This window comes from Rhodoplanes tepidamans (genome assembly GCF_030813915.1).
Taxonomy (GTDB): Bacteria; Pseudomonadota; Alphaproteobacteria; order Rhizobiales; family Xanthobacteraceae; genus Rhodoplanes; species Rhodoplanes tepidamans.
Window position 1 is genome coordinate 61,978 of the sequence record NZ_JAUSUJ010000010.1, and the last position, 22,438, is coordinate 84,415.

24 protein-coding genes are annotated in these 22,438 nt (G+C 72.0%); 10 read left to right on the plus strand and 14 right to left on the minus strand.

The window, feature by feature from the left end:
* Positions 1-209: 209 nt before the first annotated feature.
* Positions 210-1,166 (minus strand): acetyl-CoA carboxylase carboxyltransferase subunit alpha, encoded by a 957-nt coding sequence (locus J2S22_RS13450; RefSeq protein ID WP_272775399.1) that lies wholly within the window; start codon positions 1,164-1,166, stop codon positions 210-212.
* Positions 1,167-1,257: 91 nt separating this feature from the next.
* The gene (locus J2S22_RS13455) at positions 1,258-2,193 is read right to left on the minus strand and encodes an AraC family transcriptional regulator (protein WP_272775400.1); all 936 of its coding nucleotides are present in this window, start codon (positions 2,191-2,193) and stop codon (positions 1,258-1,260) included.
* 139 nt (positions 2,194-2,332) lie between these two features.
* Here J2S22_RS13455 and J2S22_RS13460 point away from each other — a divergent pair, with 139 nt between their 5' ends.
* Positions 2,333-3,088: an SDR family NAD(P)-dependent oxidoreductase gene (locus J2S22_RS13460; protein ID WP_272775401.1), complete on the plus strand. Its 756-nt coding sequence runs from the start codon at positions 2,333-2,335 to the stop codon at positions 3,086-3,088.
* 69 nt (positions 3,089-3,157) lie between these two features.
* Here the strand turns inward: J2S22_RS13460 and J2S22_RS13465 are convergent, their stop codons facing one another.
* The 7 genes from J2S22_RS13465 to J2S22_RS13495 all read right to left on the minus strand — a co-directional run bounded on the left by J2S22_RS13465 (position 3,158) and on the right by J2S22_RS13495 (position 9,096).
* Complete coding sequence (locus J2S22_RS13465) at positions 3,158-3,514, minus strand: HepT-like ribonuclease domain-containing protein (protein ID WP_272775402.1); 357 nt, start codon at positions 3,512-3,514, stop codon at positions 3,158-3,160.
* Positions 3,504-3,800: a nucleotidyltransferase family protein gene (locus J2S22_RS13470; protein ID WP_272775403.1), complete on the minus strand. Its 297-nt coding sequence runs from the start codon at positions 3,798-3,800 to the stop codon at positions 3,504-3,506. Before J2S22_RS13470 ends, J2S22_RS13465 begins: the two co-directional genes overlap by 11 nt.
* Positions 3,801-4,935: 1,135 nt before the next feature.
* On the minus strand, positions 4,936-6,057 hold the full coding sequence (locus J2S22_RS13475; protein WP_272775404.1) for a site-specific tyrosine recombinase XerD: 1,122 nt from the start codon (positions 6,055-6,057) through the stop codon (positions 4,936-4,938).
* A 1-nt stretch (position 6,058) separates the two neighbouring features.
* A complete protein-coding gene (locus J2S22_RS13480) occupies positions 6,059-6,208 on the minus strand; it encodes a histidine kinase (protein ID WP_272775405.1) in 150 nt (49 codons plus the stop codon).
* Positions 6,209-6,303: 95 nt separating this feature from the next.
* Entirely contained in the window at positions 6,304-7,548 is a 1,245-nt protein-coding gene (locus tag J2S22_RS13485; protein WP_272775406.1) for a sensor histidine kinase, read from the minus strand.
* 87 nt (positions 7,549-7,635) lie between these two features.
* Positions 7,636-8,325 (minus strand): response regulator, encoded by a 690-nt coding sequence (locus tag J2S22_RS13490; protein WP_272775407.1) that lies wholly within the window; start codon positions 8,323-8,325, stop codon positions 7,636-7,638.
* A 120-nt stretch (positions 8,326-8,445) separates the two neighbouring features.
* Positions 8,446-9,096: a Spy/CpxP family protein refolding chaperone gene (locus J2S22_RS13495; protein WP_272775408.1), complete on the minus strand. Its 651-nt coding sequence runs from the start codon at positions 9,094-9,096 to the stop codon at positions 8,446-8,448.
* A gap of 291 nt (positions 9,097-9,387) precedes the next feature.
* Here J2S22_RS13495 and J2S22_RS13500 point away from each other — a divergent pair, with 291 nt between their 5' ends.
* The 3 genes from J2S22_RS13500 (at position 9,388) to J2S22_RS13510 (ending at position 12,613) form a co-directional block, all read left to right on the plus strand.
* Complete coding sequence (locus J2S22_RS13500) at positions 9,388-10,074, plus strand: shikimate kinase (protein WP_272775409.1); 687 nt, start codon at positions 9,388-9,390, stop codon at positions 10,072-10,074.
* On the plus strand, positions 10,071-11,198 hold the full coding sequence (aroB, locus tag J2S22_RS13505; protein WP_272775410.1) for a 3-dehydroquinate synthase: 1,128 nt from the start codon (positions 10,071-10,073) through the stop codon (positions 11,196-11,198). Before J2S22_RS13500 ends, aroB begins: the two co-directional genes overlap by 4 nt.
* Positions 11,199-11,314: 116 nt before the next feature.
* Complete coding sequence (locus J2S22_RS13510; protein WP_272775411.1) at positions 11,315-12,613, plus strand: HlyC/CorC family transporter; 1,299 nt, start codon at positions 11,315-11,317, stop codon at positions 12,611-12,613.
* A 54-nt stretch (positions 12,614-12,667) separates the two neighbouring features.
* Here J2S22_RS13510 and J2S22_RS13515 read toward each other — a convergent pair whose 3' ends face one another.
* Positions 12,668-12,937: a BolA family protein gene (locus tag J2S22_RS13515; RefSeq protein ID WP_272775412.1), complete on the minus strand. Its 270-nt coding sequence runs from the start codon at positions 12,935-12,937 to the stop codon at positions 12,668-12,670.
* Between the two features lie 120 nt (positions 12,938-13,057).
* Here J2S22_RS13515 and J2S22_RS13520 point away from each other — a divergent pair, with 120 nt between their 5' ends.
* Positions 13,058-13,681 (plus strand): J domain-containing protein, encoded by a 624-nt coding sequence (locus tag J2S22_RS13520; protein WP_272775413.1) that lies wholly within the window; start codon positions 13,058-13,060, stop codon positions 13,679-13,681.
* Between the two features lie 246 nt (positions 13,682-13,927).
* The gene (gene cobS / locus J2S22_RS13525) at positions 13,928-14,914 is read left to right on the plus strand and encodes a cobaltochelatase subunit CobS (protein ID WP_272775414.1); all 987 of its coding nucleotides are present in this window, start codon (positions 13,928-13,930) and stop codon (positions 14,912-14,914) included.
* A 13-nt stretch (positions 14,915-14,927) separates the two neighbouring features.
* Here the strand turns inward: cobS and J2S22_RS13530 are convergent, their stop codons facing one another.
* On the minus strand, positions 14,928-15,179 hold the full coding sequence (locus J2S22_RS13530) for a hypothetical protein (RefSeq protein ID WP_272775415.1): 252 nt from the start codon (positions 15,177-15,179) through the stop codon (positions 14,928-14,930).
* A gap of 70 nt (positions 15,180-15,249) precedes the next feature.
* On the opposite strand from J2S22_RS13530, the gene cobT reads away from it, so the two are divergent.
* Together cobT and J2S22_RS13540 are read left to right on the plus strand one after the other, a co-directional pair.
* The gene (gene cobT, locus J2S22_RS13535; RefSeq protein ID WP_272775416.1) at positions 15,250-17,148 is read left to right on the plus strand and encodes a cobaltochelatase subunit CobT; all 1,899 of its coding nucleotides are present in this window, start codon (positions 15,250-15,252) and stop codon (positions 17,146-17,148) included.
* Entirely contained in the window at positions 17,145-18,203 is a 1,059-nt protein-coding gene (locus J2S22_RS13540; RefSeq protein WP_272775417.1) for an esterase-like activity of phytase family protein, read from the plus strand. Before cobT ends, J2S22_RS13540 begins: the two co-directional genes overlap by 4 nt.
* Here the strand turns inward: J2S22_RS13540 and J2S22_RS13545 are convergent.
* Positions 18,184-19,011: an NAD(P)H-dependent oxidoreductase gene (locus tag J2S22_RS13545; protein WP_272775418.1), complete on the minus strand. Its 828-nt coding sequence runs from the start codon at positions 19,009-19,011 to the stop codon at positions 18,184-18,186. The genes J2S22_RS13540 and J2S22_RS13545 overlap by 20 nt on opposite strands.
* A gap of 93 nt (positions 19,012-19,104) precedes the next feature.
* Between J2S22_RS13545 and J2S22_RS13550 the strand changes: the two genes are divergently transcribed.
* On the plus strand, positions 19,105-20,130 hold the full coding sequence (locus tag J2S22_RS13550) for a LysR family transcriptional regulator (RefSeq protein ID WP_272775419.1): 1,026 nt from the start codon (positions 19,105-19,107) through the stop codon (positions 20,128-20,130).
* Here the strand turns inward: J2S22_RS13550 and J2S22_RS13555 are convergent.
* The gene (locus J2S22_RS13555) at positions 20,067-20,486 is read right to left on the minus strand and encodes a PACE efflux transporter (RefSeq protein ID WP_272775420.1); all 420 of its coding nucleotides are present in this window, start codon (positions 20,484-20,486) and stop codon (positions 20,067-20,069) included. The two genes, J2S22_RS13550 and J2S22_RS13555, sit on opposite strands and share 64 nt — an antisense overlap.
* A 127-nt stretch (positions 20,487-20,613) precedes the next feature.
* A complete protein-coding gene (locus J2S22_RS13560) occupies positions 20,614-21,348 on the minus strand; it encodes an SDR family oxidoreductase (RefSeq protein ID WP_272775421.1) in 735 nt (244 codons plus the stop codon).
* Between the two features lie 114 nt (positions 21,349-21,462).
* Here J2S22_RS13560 and J2S22_RS13565 point away from each other — a divergent pair, with 114 nt between their 5' ends.
* Positions 21,463-22,383, plus strand: a complete 921-nt coding sequence (locus J2S22_RS13565; protein WP_272775422.1) for a LysR family transcriptional regulator — start codon at positions 21,463-21,465, stop codon at positions 22,381-22,383.
* Positions 22,384-22,438 lie beyond the last annotated feature (55 nt).

Below are 22,438 nucleotides of genomic sequence, written 5' to 3' on the forward strand. Positions count from 1 at the left end.
TCCCCCTCGTCGTCCCCATTCCGTAAAGACCCGTTAGCGTTAAGATGTGGTCTAAGCAAGGCAACGGAACCGGACCCCACACCCGCCGCGCCGGCATGGTGAATCGGGGGTGTACGGGGGCTTTGGGGAAGCTTCCGACGGGATGGTTTCCGGACCGTTAAGAAACCGTCGTCCGACGCGAATTTCGTGCGTCCGGACCCGGTCTCGCGTCAGGCGAGCGTGCGGCCGATGGCCAGGAACTTGTCGCGGCGCTGCTGGCGGATCGCCTCGGGGCCGAGGTCGCGGAGCTGGTCGAAGGCGGTGGCGACGGCGTCGCCGGTGGCGTTGATGGCGGCCGCCCAGTCGCGGTGGGCGCCGCCCATCGGCTCGCGGATGATGGCGTCGATGACCCCGAACTTGAGGAGGTCGTCGGCCGTGATCTTCATGCCGGTCGCGGCCTCCTGGGCCTTGCCGGAGTCGCGCCACAGGATCGAGGCGGCGCCCTCCGGCGAGATCACGCTGTAGATCGCGTGCTCCAGCATCAGGACCTTGTTGGCGGTGGCGATCGCGATGGCGCCGCCGGAGCCGCCCTCGCCCAGCACCACGGCGACGTTCGGCACCCTGAGGGCGAGGCAGGCGGCGGTCGAGCGGGCGATCGCCTCGGCCTGGCCGCGCTCCTCGGCGCCGATGCCCGGATAGGCGCCGGCGGTGTCGACCAGGGTGATCACCGGGATGTCGAAATGGTCGGCCATCTCCATCAGGCGCACCGCCTTGCGGTAGCCCTCCGGCATCGCCATGCCGAAATTGCGCTTGAGCCGGCTCTCGGTCGAGGAGCCCTTCTCCTGGCCGATGACGCAGACGCTCTCGCCGCGGAAGCGGCCGAAGCCACCGACGATCGCCTCGTCCTCGCCGAAATTGCGGTCGCCGGCGAGCGGCGTGAAGTCGGCGATCAGGCCGGAAATGTAGTCGAGGCAGTGCGGCCGCTGCGGGTGGCGCGCCACCTGGGTCTTGTTCCAGGGCGTGAGATTCGCATAGACGGCCTTGAGGGCCTCGGCCGCCTTGGCCTCCAGCCGCGCGATCTCCTCCCCGATCTCGACCGCGCCGACCGGCTGCTCCAGGGCGCGCAGCTCCTCGATCTTGGCTTCGAGCTCTGCGACCGGCTTTTCGAAATCGAGATAGCTGCGCATCAGGAGAGTGACCGAGGGGTGGATTCCAGGGGTGGATCCCTGCCCGCGGCGACGGCGGGCGGGGGACAGAAGCCCCCGGATGCGGCGGAAGTCAAGGGAGCGGCGAGGGGCCCGGGCCGGGCGCGGCCGCGGCGTCTCGCGGCGCCGGCGGGGGCGCCTCCCGGGCCGCCCTGACGTCGCGCACGGGCGGCCGGCCGAACAGCCGGCCGTACTCGCGGGTGAACTGCGGCACGCTCTCGTAGCCGACCGCGAAGGCGGCGCTGCCGGCGGAGGCGTTCTCGAACAGCATCAGGCGGCGCGCCTCGATCAGCCGCAGCCGCTTCTGGAACTGGAGCGGCGGCAGCGAGGTGACGGCCCGGAAATGCCGGTGGAACGACGACGGGCTCATCCCGGCGACCGCCGCGAGGCGCTCGACCGGCACCGGCCCGGCGAAGTCGGCGCGCAGGACCGCGACGGCGCGCGCGATCCGCTGCACAGGCCCCTCGGGCCAGCCGAGCCGGCGGATCGCCGCCCCGTGCCGGCCGGCGAGCAGCCAGTAGTGCATCTCGCGCACGAGCTGGGCCTGCAGCACCGGCACCGCGGCGGGTCGATCGAGCAGACGCATCAGCCGCAGCGCCGCGTCGGCGACCTCCGTCTCGGTGGCGTCGACCCGCACCGGCGACCGCTCGTCCCCCGACGCCGACGTCGTCCGGGCGGTCAGCTCGGCGATCACGGCGGGATCGAGCTCCAGCACCAGCGACAGATAGGGAGCGGCGACACTGGCGCGGGTGATCTGGCTGACGGTCGGAACGTCGGCCGTGATCAGGAGCGAATCGCCGGCCGAGAACGAGAAGCCGCGCGTTCCCAGGGTGACGTGCTTGCTCCCCTGCACCACCAGGCAGACCAGCGGCCGCGAGACGGCGTAGACCAGATCGCTCGGGGCGGTCGCGCGGATCGTGGTGAGGCCCGGAACCGGCGTGCGCGCGATCCCGGCCGCATCCGCATGGGTCTCGCCGTGGCGGCGGACGGCATCGAGCAGCGTCGTCATCGCGCGATCCTAACGAAGACCGGTCCGGTTCGCACGCCTTTTGCAGGAACAGGCAAGACCCGTGGAGCTTCCGGCAACACCGCCGGGCCGTCCGGCGGCATATCAGGGAGGCCGAAGACACCACGAAAGAGACCCACCCATGACCAAGATCACCCTCGTGACCGGCGCCAGCCGCGGCCTCGGCCGCAACGCCGCGCTCGCCGTCGCCCGCCAGGGCGGCGATGTCGTGCTCACCTTCCAGAGCCGGGCCGACGACGCCGAGGCGGTCGTCCGCGAGATTCGGGCAATGGGCCGCGCGGCCGTCGCCCTGCCGCTCGACACCGGCGACGTCGCCGCCTTCGCGGCCTTCGCCGGGCGCCTGCGCGCCGTCCTGCGGGAGACCTTCGGGCGCGGGACGTTCGACAACCTCGTCAACAATGCCGGGCACGGCGACTACGCCCCGATCGGCGAGACCACCGAGGCGCAGTTCGACCGGCTGGTCGACGTCCACTTCAAGGGCGTCTACTTCCTCACCCAGACGCTGCTGCCGCTCATGGCCGACGGCGGCCGCATCGTGAACCTGTCCTCCGGCCTCACCCGCGTGACCTTCCCGGGCTACGCGGCCTATGCGGCCGCGAAGGGCGCCGTCGAGGTGCTGACCCGCTACATGGCGAGGGAGCTGGGCCCGCGCGGCATCGCCGTGAACACGGTGGCGCCGGGCGCCATCGCGACCGACTTCGGCGGCGGCGCGGTGCGCGACAATCCGGAGATCAACCGGGTCTTCGCCGACATGACGGCGCTCGGCCGCGCCGGCCTGCCGGACGACATCGGCCCGGTGATCGCCGGCCTCCTCTCGGAGAGCCACCGCTGGGTCAACGCCCAGCGCATCGAGGTCTCGGGCGGCCAGGGCATCTGAGGCGGCTTGCAACGGGCGCCGGCGCGGTTCCGGACCGGCGCCCCCTGCCCTGCCGCGACCGCGGCGGGGCTAGTCGCGCGACTCGCTCAGCCGCGACAGCTCCTCGCGGACCACGACCTCGAGCGCGTCGAGCGCGCCGTGGATGGTCTTCCAGATCATCGCCTCACGGACGCCGTCGTACTCGTGTCGATAGACGTTGCCGGCGCGTGCGATCTGCACCCACGGAATCTCGGGGTGCCGTGCGAGCAGTTCAGGGGGCAACCTGCGCGACGCCTCCGAGACGATCTCCAGGCACCGGATCACGGCATACAGCGTCTTGGTGTCTTGTCTGAAGTCGTGGAAGGACAGCCCTGCGACGAACTGGCGGGCCAGTGAAATGTTCGTCGCGATCCCCGACAGCGCGAGAAGCGGAGACTTAGAAGGCATACACCGAGTCTCGCGTGACACTGTCGCGAATGATCGGCTTGATCGTCTCGCGGTCGACCACGTCGACGGGAGCCGGGAACATCTCTTCGATGTAGCTCTTCAGCCCGACATACTGAAAGACGTCCAGGGACAGGTCGGGCGCCAGATCGATGACGATGTCGATATCGCTGTCCGAATTCTCTTCTCCACGCGCAACCGACCCGAACAGCGCGGCGTGCACGACGCCCCGGGCGCGCAGCGCGTCCCGATTCCGGCGCAAGATGTCGAGCACGTCCTGCCGCTTCACCGGCGCACTCCCGAAGGTTGCTCTGGTCTGGAAGAATACCCCGGACGGGAAGGCCGTTCCACCCGCTCGCACCGGGCCGACGAGCAGGTGGAGGTCGCCAGACGGCGGACGACGCTTCGCTGTTCCACTGCGCGCCGGTCATTCCGGAATCCGCGAAGCGGCTGTCCGGAATCCCTAGCCCCTGTCGACGTTGCGACGGAAAGACAGGGGCCGTGGCTTCCGGGCTCGGCGCTGGCGCGCCGCCCCGGAGCGACCGAACCCGCGGGAGGGACGAACACGAAGGTGCGCCCCGTCATCCCGGCGCCAGCCGCTCGTCATGGCCGGGCTCCCCTCCGACTCACATCTTGACTATATTCCTATCCCGCGCTACACCCTCTCCTGTCCTGTCCGTCGAGGGGCGTCGACCGGTGACGTCGGGCGACGGGGCAGGCCGGCGACGTGCGGAGGCGGCGGGTTCGGGGCACCGGAGCCGCAGAGCGCCGCACCAAGGGCGGGATCGGACCCGCCGGAAAAGCCGGGCGCCGGAGCCACGGAGCAACAATCCGCCGGCGCACGTGGCGCCCCGCGGGCCTCGGCCTCGTCAGCCGGGCTCCCGGGCGGCTCGGGAGTGCGCCGCCGGGCATCAGGGTCGTCACAGACCCCACGGACCCGGGGCGACCGCAGAGCGCGACGCCGGACCGCCGCCGTCGTGGTTGCGGCCGCTCGTGATTACGAGCCCGAGACCGACAAGACGCCACACGCGGAGCGCCGGGAGGCGTGCGCATCGAGGCTTCGATGCGCGCCGCGCCTTCCACCGAAGGCGCAACGACAACGGACGCGCCTCTCGGCGCTCCGCGCCCCTCGGTTCGCCGGGGGACAGGTCATGGGCAACACCCGGGCGCCTCGGCGCCGCGGGAGAGACGGGGCGTGCGCCCTGCGCGTGCGGAGCGTGCATCGCCCCGTAGCCTGCATGGAGCGCAGCGGAATGCAGGAGCGACAGGATCGGTGCTCGCCGCACAGCGGCGAGACGGGTGAGGGCAGCTTCCACGGGCTCGGAGCCCGCGGCACGCCCCCTCACCCGCCCGAGCTTCGCTCGGGCACCCTCTTCCACGAGGGGAGAGGGAAACGGAAGGAGCCGCGTCCTCGCGTCCGGCGCCTACCCCTCGTCGGCCAGCGGGTGGAGGTCGCGCACCAGGCTCTTCAGGCGCTCCTCCAGGACGTGGGTGTAGATCTGGGTGGTCGAGATGTCGGCGTGGCCGAGCAACATCTGGACGGAGCGCAGGTCGGCGCCGTTCTGCAGCAGGTGACTGGCGAAGGCGTGGCGCAGCACGTGCGGGCTCACCTTGTCGGGCCGCAGCCCGGCGGCGATGGCCAGGTCCTTCAGCTCGCGGGCGGCGTGCTGGCGGGTGAGGTGGCCGGTCTCGCTGAGCGACGGGAACAGCCAGCGCGAGCCCTCGAAGCGGCCGGCCTCGGCGAGCGCGCCGAGCCACTCCTTCATGGCGGCGCGGGCGGCGTCGTTGAGGATGACCATGCGCTCCTTCGACCCCTTGCCGCGCACCACCAGCATGCGCTCGTCGCGCCGCGCCGCGGCGGCCGGGAGCGCGATCAGCTCGGAGACGCGCAGGCCGGTGGCGTAGAGCACCTCCAGCAGGCAGATCATGCGCAGCGCCCGCAGCCGCTCGCCGTCGCTCTGCTTCGTCCGGTTCGCCAGCTCCCGCGCCGTACCGATCAGCCGGTCGACCTCGGCGACCGACAGGATCTTGGGCAGTGCGCGGCCGCGCCGCGGCCCCTCGATCATGGCGGCCGGATCGTCCCGGCGGTGGCCCTCGGCATAGAGGAAGCGGCAGAGCTGGCGGATCGCCGACAGCTTTCGCGCCACCGAGGTCGCCTTGAAGCCGCGCGCCGCGAGCCCGGCCAGATAGGCGCGAAAATCCTCGGTGCGGGCGTCGAGCACGGTGCGGCCGACCGCCTTCAGGCGGCCGGCGACGTCGGCGAGGTCGCGCGCATAGGCGTCGAGCGTGTTGGCCCCGGCGCCGCGCTCGGCCGCGATCATGTCGAGGAACAGGTCGACATGGCGGTCGGCGGTGGCGACGCGCGGTGCCTTGGGGCGGCCGCGCCTGGGCGTCGCGGCCTTCGGCGCCGCGGCCGGCTTCGGCGTGGATTTCGGACCAGGGGGCGATGCCGGCTTCTCGGCGCCCTTGCGGGGCGGGGCCGCGACCGGGGCGGCGGCGGAGCGCCGGGCGGCGGGCGTGCCGGCCGCCTTCGGAGGGCGTCCCATGTCAGCGCGGCTTGAGGAAACGGTCCGGCGGCACCGCGACGCTGATCTCGCGCGGCTTCACGTCGACGAACAGCGTCAGCGCCAGCATGCCCGCATAGATCAGGCCACCGATCAGGGCGACGACGGCGAGGAATCGGAACAGGCTGGGCATGGGCGAGGTCCTGCGGCGCCTCGGGGCCGGATCGGGAACCCGCGAGTACGACCACGTTCGCTCCCGGCTGGCAAGGCCCGTCGGTCCGCCGCCGGTCAGACCCGCACGAGGGGCAGCGCGACGCGGAAGCAGCTCGGCGCATCCGGCTGCGGCGCCACCGTCGCGTCGCCGCCGTGCAGGCGGGCGATCTGCCGCACCAAAGCGAGGCCGAGCCCGGCGCCGCGCGAATCGCCGGCGAGCCGGAAGAACGGGGTGAACACCTGCTCCTGCTGGCCGGGCGGCACGCCGGGGCCGCCGTCGGCGACGGTCAGCACGGCGCGGCCGCGCTCCGCCGCGAGGCCGACCCGCACCGGCGGGGCGCCGTGGCGCTCGGCGTTCTCGAGCAGGTTGCGGATCATCCGCCGCAGCAGGCGCGGATCGCCGGCGAGCACGACGGGGGCGCCGTCGAGCGTGCAGTCGTACCGGGCGCATTCCTCGGCGGCGAGCGCCAGCAGGTCGACCTCCTCGGTCGCCTGGGGCGCCCCGATGGCGTCGAGCCGGCTGGCCAGCAGGATCTCGTCGATCAGCCCGTCGAGCTCGGCGATGTCGCGCTCGATGTCGGCGGAATGGCGGGGATCGGGCCGCGTCTTCATCAGCTCGACGCCGAGCCGGATGCGGGCGAGCGGGGTGCGCAGCTCGTGCGAGGCGTTGGCGAGCAGCAGCCGGTGGGCGCCGACCAGCTCCTCGATGCGGCCGGCGGCGCGGTTGAAGCTCTCGGCGAGCCGCGCCACCTCGTCGCGCCCCTCGACCGGCACGCGGGCCGCCAGATGACCGGCGCCGAGCGTCTCGACGCCGGCCTGCAGCGTCTCCAGGCGCCGGGTCAGGCCGCGCACCACCGGGAAGGCGGCGACCGCCACGACCACGGCGATCAGCCCGAGCGCGACCATCAGGGCGAGCACCGGGCTGCGGTGGCGGGGCGGCGGCCGCGCCACCAGGATGCGGTCGTCGGGCAGCCGGAACATCCAGGCGGGGCCGCCGGGACCGTAGACGAGGCCGGTGTCGCGGCTGCGGTCGGGCGGCGGCAGCGGCCCGCCGACCGCCGCGATCGGCCGCTGGCGGGTGTCGTAGAGCGCCATGTCGAGCCGCAGCCGGCGGCCGAGCTCCATCAGGGCGTCCTGCTGGGCGACCTGCGGGGCGTCGGCGGGCGGCAGCGCCACGGCGGCGAGCTCGCCGGCGAGCTCGAAGGCCTGCCCGACCGGCGGCCCGCCCGGCCCGAACCGCCAGATCGCGCCGGCGACCAGCACCAGCAGCACCAGCGCCCCGATCATGGTGAGATAGATCTTCTGGTAGAGGCGACGCATCGAGCGGCTCCGCGACCGGTGTTCACCTCGCCCCGGACACGGGGAGAGGGAGCGAGGATGCCGGGACGACCGGCGGGGCGGAGCGCGTCATTCCTGCGCCTTCGCGAAGACGTAGCCGGCACCGCGGACCGTGATGACGCGGCGGGGCTTCTTGGGGTCGTCCTCGATCGCCGCGCGGATGCGCGAGACGTGGACGTCGATCGAGCGGTCGAACGCCTCCAGCCGCTCGTGCTTGACCAGATCCATGATCGCCTCGCGCGACATCACCCGCCCGGCATGGCGGGCGAGCACCAGGAGCAGCTCGAACTGGTAGCTGGTCAGCGGCCGCGGCTCGCCGTCGAGCCGCGCCTGGCGGGCGCCGAGGTCGATCTCCAGCCGGCCGAAGCGCAGCACCTCGGCGACCGGCTCGCCGCCCTTGGAGCGGCGCAGCACCGCCTTGAGGCGGGCCAGCAGCTCGCGCGGCTCGAACGGCTTGGGCAGGTAGTCGTCGGCGCCGACCTCGAGCCCGATCACCCGGTCCATGGCGTCGCCGCGCGCCGTCAGCATCAGGATCGGCGTGCGGGCGCGCGCCCGGATGGTGCGGCAGACGTCGAGCCCGTCCATGTCGGGCAGCATCAGGTCGAGCACCAGCGCATCGAAGCTCTGGCGGTCGTGCAGCGTGACGCCGGCGCCGCCGGTCGGCGCCACCGTGACCTCGAATCCGGCGGCCCCGAGATAGCTCTTCACCATCTCGGCGAGACGGGCATCGTCCTCGATCAGCAGGATGTGGTCGGGCATGGAGCGGACTGTGGACGGGCCGGCGGCAGGGAGCGGGAGCGCAGTGTAGCGCGAAACGGGAGCGAGCGTCGCCGTCCGGGGTGGGGACGACGACGCTCGCCGCGGTGGCGGGGCTGGGGACTAGCCGCGCGACCAGCCGCGGAGGAAGCCGGCCGGGGGCAGCCGCTCCTCGAGCTTGCGGCGCTGCTCGGGGGTCAGGACCTCGGCGGCGTCGCCGAGCGCCTGGGCGATGCGCTTGCTCGCCTGGTCGGCGAGGCCGATCTGCTCGGCGCGCAGCTTCTCGATGGCGGCGCGATCGATCGTCTGGGCGGTGAGCAGGTCACGCGCCTGGCCGCGCGCCGCCCGCACCTTCTCGCGCATCGGCAGCACGTCCTTGAGGGCCGACTTCACGATGGCGCGCAGCTTGTCCTGCTGCTCCGTGGTGGCGTCGAGCTCGACCGCGAGATGGCGCACCATGCGGTCGGCGCGCTGCTCGGCCTGGGCCGGATCGAAGGCGCGGCCACCGAACGGGCCGCCCCAGCCGTGCGGGCCGAAGCCGCCGCCGAAGCCCGGACCGCCGTGCGCGAAGGGCGGGCCGAAGCCCATCCCCTGGCCGAGCGAGCCGGTGGCCGAGAGACCGACGCCGACCACGCCGGCCGCCAGCGCGGCGACGACCGCGTAGGAGGCGATGCGGCGGCCGCGCTTGCGCGCCGGCGCGGCGGGGGCGGTGGCACCGAGCGGCGCCGCGGTCGACGGGTCGTGGGTCAGCGGGTCCTGGATGCGGTCGGACATGGGAAGCTCTCCTGGTTGAATCGCAACGATCGTCGGGCGCTCGCCTCGCCGGTCGTCGTGGCGAAGGTGTCGGCGCGACGGCCTCGGCCCGGGGGGCTCGGCGATCGGCCATGGCGACACTCTCGGGGACGGCGGTTTCGGGGGCTTCTCCGCTGCGTAAAGTTTTGTAAAGACGACCGGCCCGGCCGCTGCCGCCGGTCCGCTGCCGCACCGGCCGTCCGGCCGCGGATGGACAGGCGGGGGCCGGGGTTGTATCGAGCGAACATTCATCGAACGAGTGACCCGGACCGCATGACCGACCTCGCCCTGCGCCCTCCCCCCGAGCCCTCCGGGCTCGCCGTCGCGGTGGCGCGTGCGCTCGCCGGGCGCTCGCTGGTGCTGATCGGCATGATGGGGGCCGGAAAGTCGTCGGTCGGACGACGGCTCGCGGCCCGCATGGGCCTGCCCTTCGTCGACGCCGACACCGAGATCGAGGCGGCCGCCGGCATGTCGATCCCGGACATCTTCGAGGTGCACGGCGAGCCCTATTTCCGGGCCGGCGAGGCGCGGGTGATCGGCCGCCTGCTCGCCGACGGCCCGCGCGTGGTGGCGACCGGCGGCGGCGCCTTCATGAATCCCGGCACCCGCGGGCTGATCGCCGAACGCGGCCTCTCGGTGTGGCTGAAGGCCGAGCTCGACGTGCTGCTGCGGCGGATCCGCCGCCGCTCCGACCGGCCGCTGATGCAGACCCCGGATCCGGAGGCGACCCTCGCCAAGCTGATCGCGGAGCGCTATCCCGTCTATGCCGAGGCGGCCCTCACCGTGCAGTCGCGCGACGTGCCGCACGACGTCATCGTCGACGAGATCGTCGCCACGCTGGCGGCCCACCTGAAGGTGGCGCCGCCCGGCACGGCGTCGCCGCCCGGCGCGCCGCCGGCCGGGTCGTCGCCGGCCGGTCCGGGCAGCGGGCCGCAGGCCGAACAAGGATCCGCGTCATGAATGCTCCGACACGCCCCGGCGAGCCCATCGTGGTCGACGTCGCGCTCGGTGATCGTGCCTACGACATCGTCATCGGGCGCGGCCTCGTCGCCGCGCTCGGCCAGCGCCTCGCGGCGCTGCGGCCCGGCGCCAAGGTCGCGGTGGTGTGCGACGTCACGGTCGCGGCCCTGCATCTCGCCGCCGTCGAGGCGGCGCTCGCGGCGGCCGGCATCCCGTGCGCCCGCGTGATCGTCGCCGCCGGCGAGGGCTCGAAGAGCTTCGCCACGCTGGAGCGCGTCTGCGACGAGCTCCTGGCCGCCCGGATCGAGCGCGGCGACCTCGTCGTCGCGCTCGGCGGAGGCGTCGTCGGCGACCTCGCCGGCTTCGCCGCGGCGATCACCCGGCGCGGGCTCGACTACGTCCAGGTGCCGACCACGCTGCTGGCGCAGGTGGATTCCTCGGTCGGCGGCAAGACCGCGGTCAACTCGAAGCTCGGCAAGAACCTGGTCGGCGCCTTCCACCAGCCGATCCTGGTGCTCGCCGACACCGGCCTGCTCGACACGCTGCCGGGCCGCGAGTTCCGGGCCGGCTATGCGGAGGTGGCCAAGTACGGGCTGCTCGGCGACGCCGGCTTCTTCGCCTGGCTGGAGGCGAACGCCCGCGACGTCTTCTCCGGCGGCCCGGCGCGCGAGCACGCCATCGCGACGTGCTGCCGCATGAAGGCGGCGATCGTCGCCCGCGACGAGCGCGAGACCGGCGACCGCGCGCTGCTCAATCTCGGCCACACCTTCGGGCACGCGTTCGAGGCCGCCGCCGGCTTCTCCGCCAAGCTGCTGCACGGCGAGGCGGTGTCGCTCGGCATGGTGCTGGCGTTCCGCTACTCGGCCCGCATCGGCCTGCTGCCGAAGACCGAGGCGGAGCGGGTGGAGAAGCACCTCGCCGACATCGGCCTGCCGACCCGGGTTAAGGACGTGCCGTTCCGCTGGCCCGACGCCGACCGGATGATGGACCTGATGGCGCAGGACAAGAAGGTCTCGCGCGGCCGCATGACCTTCATCCTGGCGCGCGGCATCGGCCAGGCCTTCGTCACCCGCGACGTCGACCCGAACGACATTCGCGCCTTCGTCGCGTCGCAGCTGGCGTGAGACGAGCACGCGCCGCGGCCGGCGTCGCGGTCGCGGCGCCGGCTCTCCCTCTCCCCGCGCTCTGCGCGCGCGGGCAGAGGTGACACCGAGGATGTCGCGTCCCCACGAGACCCGCCATGACCACCGCCGACTGGCTGACCGTCGCCGCCGTCCTCCTCTGCCTCCTCGCCTCCTCCTTCTTCTCGGGAAGCGAGACGGCATTGACCGCCTCGTCGCGGGCCACCATGGCGCGGCTCGCCCGCGACGGCGACCGGCGAGCCGCCCTGGTGAACGATCTGCTGGAAGCGCGCGAGCGCCTGCTCGGTGCGCTGCTGATCGGCAACAACGTCGTCAACATCGCCGCCTCCTCGGTGGCGACCGGCCTGCTGCTCGCCTGGTTCGGCGAGGTCGGCGTCGTCTACGCGACGCTGGTGATGACGCTCGTCGTGGTGGTGTTCTGCGAGGTTCTGCCGAAGACCGCCGCCTTCGACAATCCGGACCGCATCGCCCTCCTGGTCGCGCGCCCGATGGCGGTGCTGGTGCGGCTGTTCGCCCCGGTGATCGGCGCCGTCAATCTGGTGGTGCGCTGGCTGCTCGCCCGCGCCGGCATCGTGATCGGCGAGGCCGCGCCGATCCTGTCGGCCCACGAGGAGCTGCGCGGCGCCGTCGATCTGTTCCACCGCGAGGGCGGCGTCGAGAAGATCGACCGCGACATGCTGGGCGGCCTCCTCGACCTGCGCGAGCTCACCGTCGCCGACGTGATGATCCACCGCACCGACGTCATCATGGCGAACGCCTCCGACCCGCCCGAGAAAATCGTCGAGGCGGTGCTGTCGGGGCCGAAGACGCGGGTGCCGCTGTGGCAGGGTTCGCCCGAGAACATCGTCGGGGTGCTGCACGTCAAGGACGTGCTGCGCGCCCTCCACGCCGGCGACGGCGACTTCTCCCGGATCGACGTGATGAGCCTGGCGCGCCCGGCCTGGTTCGTGCCGGAGATCCGGCCGCTGTCCGAGCAGCTCAAGGCGTTCCGCCGGCGCAAGACCCACTTCGCGCTCGTCGTCGACGAGTACGGCGAGATGATGGGCCTGGTCACCCTGGAGGACATCCTCGAGGAGATCGTCGGCGACATCTCGGACGAGCACGACCTCGACGTGCCGGGCGTCCGCCTGCAGCCGGACGGCTCGGTGAACGTCGAGGGCAGCGTGCCGATCCGCGACCTCAACCGGGTGATGGATTGGAACCTGCCCGACGCCGACGCGACGACCATCGCCGGCCTCGTCATCCACGAGGCACGCTCGATCCCGGAGCCGGGACAGAGCTTCACGTTCCACGGCTTCCGCTTCCAGGTGCTGCGCCGCCAGCGCAACCGCATCACCGCCCTGCGCATCACCCCGCTGACGCGGCGGCGGAACGCCCTCGTCCTGCGGACCGGGTGACACGGGGCGACCTTCCTCGCTCTCCGGCGAGGGGAGAGGGTCCGGAAAGGAACCTCACCCCTCCCCCGGTGCCGACGCCTCGATGGCGAGCGCATGGACGCCGCCGGCGATCTCGGCGGCGAGCGCCTGGTTGACGGCGCGGTGGCGATCGAGCCGGCTCTTGCCGCGGAACGCTTCCGAAACGATGCGCACGCGAAAATGGGTCTGGCCGCCCGGGCGCGCGCCGGCATGGCCCTCGTGGCGGTGGGACTCGTCGATCACCTCGAGGCTCGCCGGTGCGAAGGCGGCGGAGAGTTTTTCGGTCATCACGTCGCGAACCAGCATGGCGCTTCCTATGTTAGAGATCGTTCCCGTCACGGCTCGGCGCCGGCTTGCGCCGGCGAGCATATCGCCCGCCCCCTGTCAATCTTGCGGGGGTGCGGTCGACGTCCATAATGGCGCGTCATGAAGTTCGACTCACCCCTGTTCGACCGCATTCGCGTCAAGCCCGAGCGCGACCGCACGACGGCCACCGGCCCGACCTGCGAGTGGCCGGGCTGCAGCTGCGTCGCGACGCACCGCGCCCCCAAGGGCCGGACGCAGGCGCGGGAGTACTGGCGGTTCTGCCTCGATCACGTCCGCGAGTACAACCAGAATTACAATTTCTTCGCTGGAATGACCGACTCGGCGGTCGAGCAGTACCAGAAGGACGCGCTCACCGGTCATCGTCCGACCTGGAAGCTGGGACTCGCCGGCAATCCGCGCACCCGCCGCTTCCGCCCCGACCAGATCTTCGGCGGCGACCCGAACGACCCGTTCGACCTCTACGGCGAGCTCGGCGGCCGCAAGCCGGATCCAGCCCAGGCCCGGGCCGAGCAGGAGCGCCGCACCGTGCGCAACGCCGAACGCAAGGCGCTCGGCACGCTGGGCCTCGACGCGGGCGTCGGCCGGACCGAGATCAAGAGCCGTTTCAAGGAGTTGGTGAAACGCCACCACCCCGATGCCAACGGCGGCGACCGCGGGTCGGAGGACAAGCTGCGCGAGATCCTCGAGGCCTACAATTATCTCAAGTCCACCGGGATGGTCTGACCGTCCGGACGGCCGGCGCCGGGTGGGTCGTCCGATCCCGAGCCATGTGGGCTGCTCTTGGGGGAATTGCGTATTCGGGAGATGCGATGCCGCGCCGTGGCGCCCATATTCGGCTAATCTCCCGTTGCCGCAGGCCGCCTCGAGACCGCTTCCGCGCCACACGCGCGGTCTGCTAAAGAAACGGGCGGTCTCGATCGACATGCCGCCGACGCTGCACGCCCCACCCCCGCGGGGCCAGGAGGAGCAATGACTGCCGCAACAGAAGCCGTGGCCGGGCTGCCCGACATGAAGGTGTCGGTCCGACAGCTCTTCGGGATCGATTCCGACATGGAGGTCCCGGCCTATTCGGAGCCCGACGAGCACGTGCCCGAGACGGACCCGGATTATCGCTTCGATCGTCCGACCACGCTCGCCATCCTGGCCGGCTTCGCGCGCAACCGCCGCGTCATGGTCACGGGCTATCACGGCACCGGCAAGTCGACCCATATCGAGCAGGTCGCGGCGCGGCTCAACTGGCCGTGCGTGCGCGTCAATCTCGACAGCCACATCAGCCGTATCGACCTGATCGGCAAGGACGCCATCGTGATCCACGAGGGCCAGCAGGTCACCGAGTTCCGCGACGGCATCCTGCCGTGGGCGCTGCAGCACAACGTCGCGCTGTGCTTCGACGAGTACGACGCCGGCCGCCCCGACGTGATGTTCGTGATCCAGCGCGTGCTGGAGGTGTCGGGCCGCCTCACGCTGCTCGACCAGAACAAGGTGATCAAGCCGCATCCGGCGTTCCGCCTGTTCGCCACCGCCAACACGATCGGGCTCGGCGACACCTCCGGCCTCTATCACGGCACCCAGCAGATCAACCAGGGCCAGATGGACCGCTGGTCGATCGTCACCACGCTGAACTACCTGCCGCACGACAACGAGGTGGAGATCGTGCTCGCAAAGGCGAAGCACTATCGCAACACCCAGGGGCGCGACATCGTCGGCAAGATGGTGCGGGTCGCCGAGCTGACCCGCAACGCCTTCATGAACGGCGACCTGTCGACCGTGATGAGCCCGCGCACTGTCATCACCTGGGCCGAGAACGCCGACATCTTCAAGGACATCGGCTTCTCGTTCCGGGTCACCTTCCTGAACAAGTGCGACGAGCTGGAGCGGCCGTTGGTCGCCGAGTTCTATCAGCGCTGCTTCGGGCAGGAGCTGCCGGAGTCGGCCGTCAACGTCGCGCTGAGCTGAGGCGCGGGGATGGTCACCCGCGGCTTTCGAGGTCGGAGAGGCGCTGCTCGACGGCTTCGAGCCGCTCCTCCACCTCTCCCGCCGCATAGCGACCGAGGACGCTCTCGCCGAATGCGAGCTTACGGAGCTTCTCGATGCGGTCTGTGATTTCGACGCCGTTGCGATCGACCTTGTCGTTCAGCCGATCGACCTTGTCGTCCAATGCCTCGATCGCGCTGCGAATTTCACGCAGCAGCCGGATCGTGTGGTTCTCTGGGTCGGTCATGACTCGATACCGCTCGCTCGGGTAGCATCGTACGCGCAGAGCCCGTGCAAATAAAGGTGGTCGTTTCGATATGGCGTCGAGCACCGGCAAAGGCAAAGGCGGCAAGGAAGCCCCGAACGAGCCGTTCAAGCGGGCGGTCGGCGTGTGCCTGCGGGCGATCGCCCGCAAGGCCGGCCTCGAGGTGCAGTTCGCCGCCGACCGGCCGGGCGCTGCCGGCAACAAGGCGCGGCTGCCGGAGCCGCCGCGCAAGTTCTCGCCCGCCGACGCCGCGGTCGTCCGCGGCCACGCCGACGCGATCGCGCTACGCATGGCCTGTCACGACAACACCGTGCATCGCAAGCTCCTGCCCGGCGGCCAGCAGGCCCGGGCCGTGTTCGAGGCGGTCGAGCAGGCCCGTGTCGAGGCGATCGGCGCGAAGCGCATGCTCGGGGTCGCCCGCAATCTCGGGGCGATGCTCGACGACCGCTATCACCGCGGCCGCTACGAGGAGATCACCGACCGGGCCGACGCGCCGCTCGAGGACGCGCTCGCCATGATCGTGCGCGAGCGCCTGACCGGGCAGGCGCCGCCGCTGCCGGCCCGCAAGATCGTCGAGCTGTGGCGGCCCGTCATCGAGCAGAAGGCCGGCCAGGATCTCGACAAGCTGGGGCGCTTCCTGGAGGACCAGCAGCGCTTCGGCGACGTCGTTCACGACCTGCTGGACTCGCTCGACATGGGCGACGAGCGCGGCCGGGCCGACGAGGAGGACGACTCCGACCAGAACAAGGAGGACGGGCAGAAGGACGACCAGGGCCAGGACGGCCAGGCCTCCGAGACCGAAGAGATGGAGCGCTCCACCGTCGAGGAGGCCGACGCCTCCGCCGACGAGCTGCCGGAGAGCTCGACCGAGGCGCTCGACGCGCCCTCGGCCGACATGCCGGAGGATTCGGAGAGCGGCAATCCGGAGACGGCGTCCGAGCCGTGGCGGATGCGCGAGCGGCGCAACGAGCCGCGCGGCCCCGCCTACAAGCCCTACGTCACCCGGTTCGACGAGGTGATGGGGGCCGAGGATCTGTGCGAGCCGGAGGAGCTCGACCGGCTGCGCGGCTACCTCGACAAGCAGCTCGCCCATCTGCAGGGCGTCGTCGCCCGGCTCGCCAACCGGTTGCAGCGCCGCCTGATGGCGCAGCAGAACCGCTCCTGGGATTTCGACCTGGAGGAGGGCATCCTCGATCCGGCCCGCCTCACCCGCGTCGTCATCGATCCGCTGCACCCGCTCTCCTTCAAGTGGGAGAAGGACACGGATTTCCGCGACACCGTCGTCACCCTGCTGATCGACAATTCGGGATCCATGCGCGGGCGGCCGATCACGGTCGCGGCGACCTGCGCCGACATCCTGGCCCGCACGCTGGAGCGCTGCGGCGTCAAGGTCGAGATCCTCGGCTTCACGACGCGCGCCTGGAAGGGCGGGCAGTCGCGCGAGGCGTGGCTCGCCGCCGGCAAGCCGGCCAATCCGGGCCGCCTCAACGACCTGCGCCACATCGTCTACAAGTCGGCCGACGCCCCGTGGCGGCGGGCCCGGCGCAATCTCGGCCTGATGATGCGCGAGGGCCTGCTGAAGGAGAACATCGACGGCGAGGCGCTGGACTGGGCCCACAAGCGCCTGCTGGCGCGGCCCGAGCAGCGCAAGATCCTGATGATGATCTCGGACGGTGCGCCGGTCGACGATTCCACCCTGTCGGTCAACTCCGGCAACTATCTCGAGCGCCACCTGCGCCACATCATCGAGGAGGTCGAGCAGCGCTCGCCCGTCGAGCTGATCGCCATCGGCATCGGCCACGACGTCACGCGCTACTACCGGCGGGCCGTCACCATCGTCGACGCCGAGGAACTCGGCGGCGTGATGACCGACAAGCTCGCCGAGCTGTTCGACGAGAAGGCGGTGTCGCGCGAACGCAAGCAGCGCACCAAGCACCGGCATCACGCGTGAGCGCACGCGGCCGCGCCCCTCTCGCCGCCGTCGGCCTCGGGCTCGCCGGCGCGCTCGCGGCGCTGGTCGCCATCGGCATCGCGGCCCCGGGCGGCCGGGCCGAGCCGCGGGCCGCCGCGGTCGGCGGCTCCGGCGAGACGATCGAGATCGAGGCGCGGCCGATCGGCTCGTTCGAGGCCGGCCGGCCGGACCGGGTGCGTTTCGGGCCGCTGCAGTTCCGCGGCGGCATCGAGCTGACCTCGCGCCACAAGGCCTTCGGCGGCATCTCGGGCCTGGTGATGCTGGATGCGGCGCGCTTCGTCGCCGTCACCGACAAGTCCGACTGGCTGACCGGCCGCATCGTCTACGACGGGACGAGACCGGTCGGCATCGCCGACGCCGCGATGGCGCCGATGCTCGGGACCGACGGGCGCACGCTGGCGGCACGCGGCTGGTACGACACCGAGGCGATCACGGCCGACCGCGGCGTCGTCCATGTCGGGATCGAGCGGGTCAACCGCATCGTGCGGTTCGACTTCGGCAGGCTCGGCGTCGGTGCCCCGGCCAAGCCGGTGCCGTGGCCTGCGGGCCTGAGGGGGCTGCCGAACAACCGCGGCATCGAGGCGCTCGCCGCCGTGCCGAAGGGCTCGCCGCTCGCCGGCGCCCTGATCGTGATCACCGAGCGGGCGCTCGATCCGGCCGGCAACATCAAGGCGGCCCTGGTCGGCGGCCCGCGGCCCGGCCTGTTCGGCATCGCCCGGCACGACGACTTCGACGTCAGCGACGCCACCGTCCTGCCGGACGGCGACCTCCTGCTGCTGGAGCGCCGCTTCACCTGGACGAGCGGCGTCGCCATGCGGCTGCGCCGCATCCCGATCGCCGCGATCGCGCCCGGCAACGTGGTCGACGGGCCCGTCCTGATCACGGCCGACATGGGCTTCCAGATCGACAACATGGAGGCGCTCGGCGCCCATGTCGGGCCGACCGGCGAGACCGTGCTGACGCTGATGTCCGACGACAACTTCTCCTTCCTCCAGCGCACCGTGCTGCTGCAGTTCACGCTGCTGGACGAGTAGGCGCCGCCGCTTCGGCGGTCGCCGGCGCACGGCCGACATGGAGCGCGAAGCCGCGCGCGCCCGGATCTCCGAGGTCGGGGCGCAGCTCGCAGCCGGAAATCAGGTAGTCGCCGCCGTTCTGGCGGCGGTATGGAATCGGCGGCGTCGTCGCGATCGTCCGCATGCGCTCGCGCAGGCCTTCGGCCGCCGCCTCGAAGCCGGCCGCGTCGAGTCGATCGGCGCGATGCACCACATGGGCCGGCAGCACGTCGTAGCCGGGATAGAACAGGATGCCGTGGTTGATCGGGAACAGGAGGTCGTCCATCGGCCCGTTCACGCCGCGCGCCGAATAGTGCTCGGCCCAGCCGCCCGTGGTCGTGATCACCATGGCGCGCCGGCCCGCGAACGTTCCCTCGCCGTAGCGGTCGCCCCAGCGTGCCTCGCTGTGCTCGCCGACCCCATAGGCGAAGCCGTAGGCGAACACCCGGTCCACCCAGCCCTTCAGGATCGCCGGCATGGTGAACCACCACAGCGGGAACTGCAGGATCAGGACGTCGGCCCACAGAAGCTTCTGCTGCTCGGCCACGACGTCGGCCGTGAGCGCACCGGCCGTGAAGGCCGCCTTCGAGGCGCCCGGCACCTTCAGGCGGTCGGCCGGCGCGAGCAACGGAAAGTCGTCGCGATCGACCTCCGCCTTGAAGCGCATGGCGTAGAGGTCCGACACCTGCACGGCGTGCCCGGCCGCGGTCAGCTCGGCGACGGCGACGTCGCGCAGCGCCGCATTCAGCGAGCGGGGGTCGGGATGGGCGAAGACGATCAGGACGTTCACGGCGGGCTCCATTCGACGACGACTTGGCCTCCGACCTAGCGCCGCCGGAAGCGATCCGGTAGGTGTCGGGAATGGATATGATCGTGCCGAAAAATGGATAGATCGGACGTCACGCTGGAGCGCATGCGGACCTTCGTCCGGGTGGCGGAGCGCGGCAGCCTGTCGGCGGTGGCGCGCGAGCTGGGCATCGGCCAGTCCACGGTCACGCGCCACCTGCGGGAGCTGGAGGACGCCGTCGGCGTCCCGCTGCTCGGCCGGACCACCCGGCGCGTCACGATGACGGACGAGGGCGCGCGTTATTACGCGACCTGCGTCCAGATCCTGCGGCTCGTGGATCAGGCCGGCGAGGAGGCGCGCGGAACCCGCGGCGCGCCGGCCGGCACGGTCCGCGTCTCCTGCACGGCGGCGTTCGGAGTGCTGCATGTCACCCGGCTGATCCTGGCGTTCCAGGAACGCTATCCGGACATCGGCGTCGATCTCGGCCTCACCGACGAGCGGGTCGACCTGGTCCGCGAGGGCGTCGACGTGGCGGTGCGGCTGGGCCCGCTCGGCGACACCGCCATGAAGCTGCGCCGGCTCGGCGTCAGCCGGCGCGTGCTCGTCGCGTCGCCCGCCTATCTGGAGGCCCGCGGCACGCCGACCGAGCCGCGCGATCTGGTCGGGCACGAGGGAATCCGGATGACCAACGTGGCCGGCAGTGACTCGCTGCTGCTCGATGGTCCCGACGGTGTGCGCCACGCCGTGCCGTTCGGCGGGCGGCTGCGGATCGATCACGGGCTGGCGGCCCGCGAGGCGCTCGTCGCCGGGCGCGGCCTCGCCCCGGCGCATCGCTGGCTGATCGAAGATCTGGTCGCCGCCGGACGGCTGACCGTCGTCATGCCGGACTACCGCCTGCCGACCACACCGCTGAGCCTGCTGGTGGTGCCCGAGCGGGCCGGCATCGCCCGCGTGCGGCTGCTGGTCGATTTCTTGGCCGCCGAGATCGCCCGCCTGCCGGGGATCGAACCTCCGGGCGGTGGGGCGCCGGACGGCCGGAGCCGACCGGACGCGGAGGATCACGCCGCCGAGGCCGGCAGGCCGAAGACGCGGTCGAAGACCCAGGTGAAGCCGAACGTGTAGGCGGTGAAGAACAGGATGAGGCCGAGGTCGTAGAGGAACGCCTCCAACAGGGTCGCGTCGAGCTGCCAGGCGATCAGCGGCACCAGCATCAGCACCAGCCCGGCCTCGTACAGCACCGCATGGACGATGCGCCGCCGCGTCGAGCGCCCGCGCACCCGGCGCGATGCCTCCCAGCGCTCGAACATTAGATTGAACACATAGGCCCAGCTCACCGCGATCACCGACGACGCCACCGCGACCACGCCGGTGTCCATCGCGGGCTTTCCGGCGACGAGCGAGAGCGCCGTCGTCACCACCACCAGGGCGACGAGCTCGTAGATCGTGACATAGACGATGCGGCGGACGGTCGGGGTCATGACTCGCACTGGCCGGCGGGAGGGCGGGCGGCCGGCACCGAACCACAAAAGACGCGCCGGCGAAACCGGCGCGCGCTCCTGCCCTCCCGCCCGCGCCGGCTCGCCCGCGGACAATGCGGGCCGCGGCTCACACCAGCAGCGCACCACCGTCCACGACCAGCACCTGGCCGGTGCCGTAGGTCTGCCGCATCAGATAGAGATAGGCCCCGGCGATCTCGTCGACCTCCCCGACATGCCCGACCGGCAGGGCCCGCGCGGCGCCGGCATAGAGCGCCTCTCGGTCGGCCTCGCTCATGCCGGCCCACAGCGGCGAGCGGACGACGCCGGGCGACACGATGTTGACCCGCAGCGGCGCGAGCTCGACTGCGAGGGCCCGCGTCAGCCCCTCCATGGCCTGGCAGACGCTGGCGCCGAGCCACCAGCCGGGCCGTGGCCGGGCGCCGGCGATGCCCGACGTGAGCACGATCGAGCCGCCCGGCCGGATCGACGCCGCGCCATACTTCACCGCCAGCACGGCGCCCCAGTAGCGCAGCCGGAAGAACCTCTGGGCCGTCGCGGTGTCGGTATCGGCGAGGGCGCCGAGCTGGAGCTGCTCGCCCGCCGTGAACACCAGGTGGTCGATGCCCCCGAGCCTGCCGAACAGGTCACGGACCGCGGTCTCGTCGGTCAGGTCGAGGGCATGGCCCGCCGCCCCGGCCGGCAGAGTCGCGAGCGCCTCGTCGACCCGAGCCTGCCGGCTCGACGCGACCACCACGGTCGCCCCGTCCCGGGCCGCCGCCTGCGCGACGGCGAGCCCGATCCCCGAGGTGCCGCCCAGCACCACCACGGCCTTTCCGTTCCAGGTCGTTTCGTCCCGCGCCATGATCGTCCTCCGTTGCGCTGTGATCGACGCTGAAGATCTGGGCTGGCGCGAGCGTTGCCGCCAACGCATTATAGTCTCGCTCACAATGAGCATCGGTCATCATGGCAGGTCACCATGGCGTTCGACGGACGGCTGCTCGGAAGCATCGGCGTGCTGGCCGCCGTGGTCGAGACCGGCAACTTCGTGCGGGCGGCGGACAGTCTCGGCCTCACGCCATCGGGCGTCAGCCGGGCGGTGGCGCGGCTGGAGCAGCGGATCGGGATCCGCCTGCTCGACCGCACGCCGCGGGCCGTGACCCTGACCGACGAGGGCCGCCGCTTCCACGCCCGGGTGATGCCGCTGCTCGCCGAGCTGGAGGAGGCGACGGCCGACGCCGGCGGCGCCGCCGGCACGGTGCGGGGGCGGCTGCGCGTCAACGTCGATCCGTGGTTCGCCCGCTTCGTGCTGGCGCCGCGGCTCGCGGACCTGCTGGCCGCCCATCCCGGGCTGACCATCGAGCTGATGGTCCGCGACACGCTCGGCGACCTCGTCGCCGACGGCTTCGACGTGGCGGTGCGGTTCGGAGTGCCGGAGCCGTCGGGCCTGATCGTCCGCAAGCTCCTGGACACCCGGATCATCACCTGCGCGGCGCCGGCCTACCTGGCGCGCCGGGGCGTGCCGGCGCATCCGCGCGACCTCGCCGGCCACGACTGCCTGCTGTTCCGCGATCCCCGCACCGGGCGGCCGTTCGGCTGGGAGTTCCATCGCGCCGGCGAGATCGTCACGGTGCCGGTGGAGGGACGGCTGGTCGTCAACGACCTCGCCACCAAGCTCGCCGCCTGCGCGGCCGGCCACGGCGTCGCCCAGACCTTCGCGTTGGGGATGGATTCGCTGCTCGCCGCCGGCACCCTGGTGCAGATCCTGCCCGAGTGGACCGACGAGGTCTTCCCGCTCTACGCCGTGCACCCGTCGCGCCGGCTTCCGCCCGCCAAGGTCCGCGCCTTCGTCGACTTCGTCGTCGCGAGCCTCGCTGTGCCCGGTCCCGGCGATCGGTGAGGCCCGCCGTCTGCGGAACGCAAAAAAGCGCCGGCGGGGGAGCCGGCGCTTTTTA

Coding starts and splice junctions, on each gene's coding strand:
- J2S22_RS13500 (WP_272775409.1), top strand. CDS start 9,388: ATGACCGACCTCGCCCTGCGCCCTCCCCCCGAGCCCTCCGGGCTCGCC.
- J2S22_RS13515 (WP_272775412.1), bottom strand. CDS start 12,937: ATGCTGGTTCGCGACGTGATGACCGAAAAACTCTCCGCCGCCTTCGCA.
- J2S22_RS13510 (WP_272775411.1), top strand. CDS start 11,315: ATGACCACCGCCGACTGGCTGACCGTCGCCGCCGTCCTCCTCTGCCTC.
- J2S22_RS13465 (WP_272775402.1), bottom strand. CDS start 3,514: ATGCCTTCTAAGTCTCCGCTTCTCGCGCTGTCGGGGATCGCGACGAAC.
- J2S22_RS13560 (WP_272775421.1), bottom strand. CDS start 21,348: ATGGCGCGGGACGAAACGACCTGGAACGGAAAGGCCGTGGTGGTGCTG.
- J2S22_RS13475 (WP_272775404.1), bottom strand. CDS start 6,057: ATGGGACGCCCTCCGAAGGCGGCCGGCACGCCCGCCGCCCGGCGCTCC.
- J2S22_RS13495 (WP_272775408.1), bottom strand. CDS start 9,096: ATGTCCGACCGCATCCAGGACCCGCTGACCCACGACCCGTCGACCGCG.
- cobS (WP_272775414.1), top strand. CDS start 13,928: ATGACTGCCGCAACAGAAGCCGTGGCCGGGCTGCCCGACATGAAGGTG.
- J2S22_RS13520 (WP_272775413.1), top strand. CDS start 13,058: ATGAAGTTCGACTCACCCCTGTTCGACCGCATTCGCGTCAAGCCCGAG.
- J2S22_RS13485 (WP_272775406.1), bottom strand. CDS start 7,548: ATGCGTCGCCTCTACCAGAAGATCTATCTCACCATGATCGGGGCGCTG.
- J2S22_RS13530 (WP_272775415.1), bottom strand. CDS start 15,179: ATGACCGACCCAGAGAACCACACGATCCGGCTGCTGCGTGAAATTCGC.
- J2S22_RS13480 (WP_272775405.1), bottom strand. CDS start 6,208: ATGCCCAGCCTGTTCCGATTCCTCGCCGTCGTCGCCCTGATCGGTGGC.
- J2S22_RS13565 (WP_272775422.1), top strand. CDS start 21,463: ATGGCGTTCGACGGACGGCTGCTCGGAAGCATCGGCGTGCTGGCCGCC.
- J2S22_RS13550 (WP_272775419.1), top strand. CDS start 19,105: ATGGATAGATCGGACGTCACGCTGGAGCGCATGCGGACCTTCGTCCGG.
- cobT (WP_272775416.1), top strand. CDS start 15,250: ATGGCGTCGAGCACCGGCAAAGGCAAAGGCGGCAAGGAAGCCCCGAAC.
- J2S22_RS13490 (WP_272775407.1), bottom strand. CDS start 8,325: ATGCCCGACCACATCCTGCTGATCGAGGACGATGCCCGTCTCGCCGAG.
- J2S22_RS13555 (WP_272775420.1), bottom strand. CDS start 20,486: ATGACCCCGACCGTCCGCCGCATCGTCTATGTCACGATCTACGAGCTC.
- J2S22_RS13460 (WP_272775401.1), top strand. CDS start 2,333: ATGACCAAGATCACCCTCGTGACCGGCGCCAGCCGCGGCCTCGGCCGC.
- aroB (WP_272775410.1), top strand. CDS start 10,071: ATGAATGCTCCGACACGCCCCGGCGAGCCCATCGTGGTCGACGTCGCG.
- J2S22_RS13455 (WP_272775400.1), bottom strand. CDS start 2,193: ATGACGACGCTGCTCGATGCCGTCCGCCGCCACGGCGAGACCCATGCG.
- J2S22_RS13450 (WP_272775399.1), bottom strand. CDS start 1,166: ATGCGCAGCTATCTCGATTTCGAAAAGCCGGTCGCAGAGCTCGAAGCC.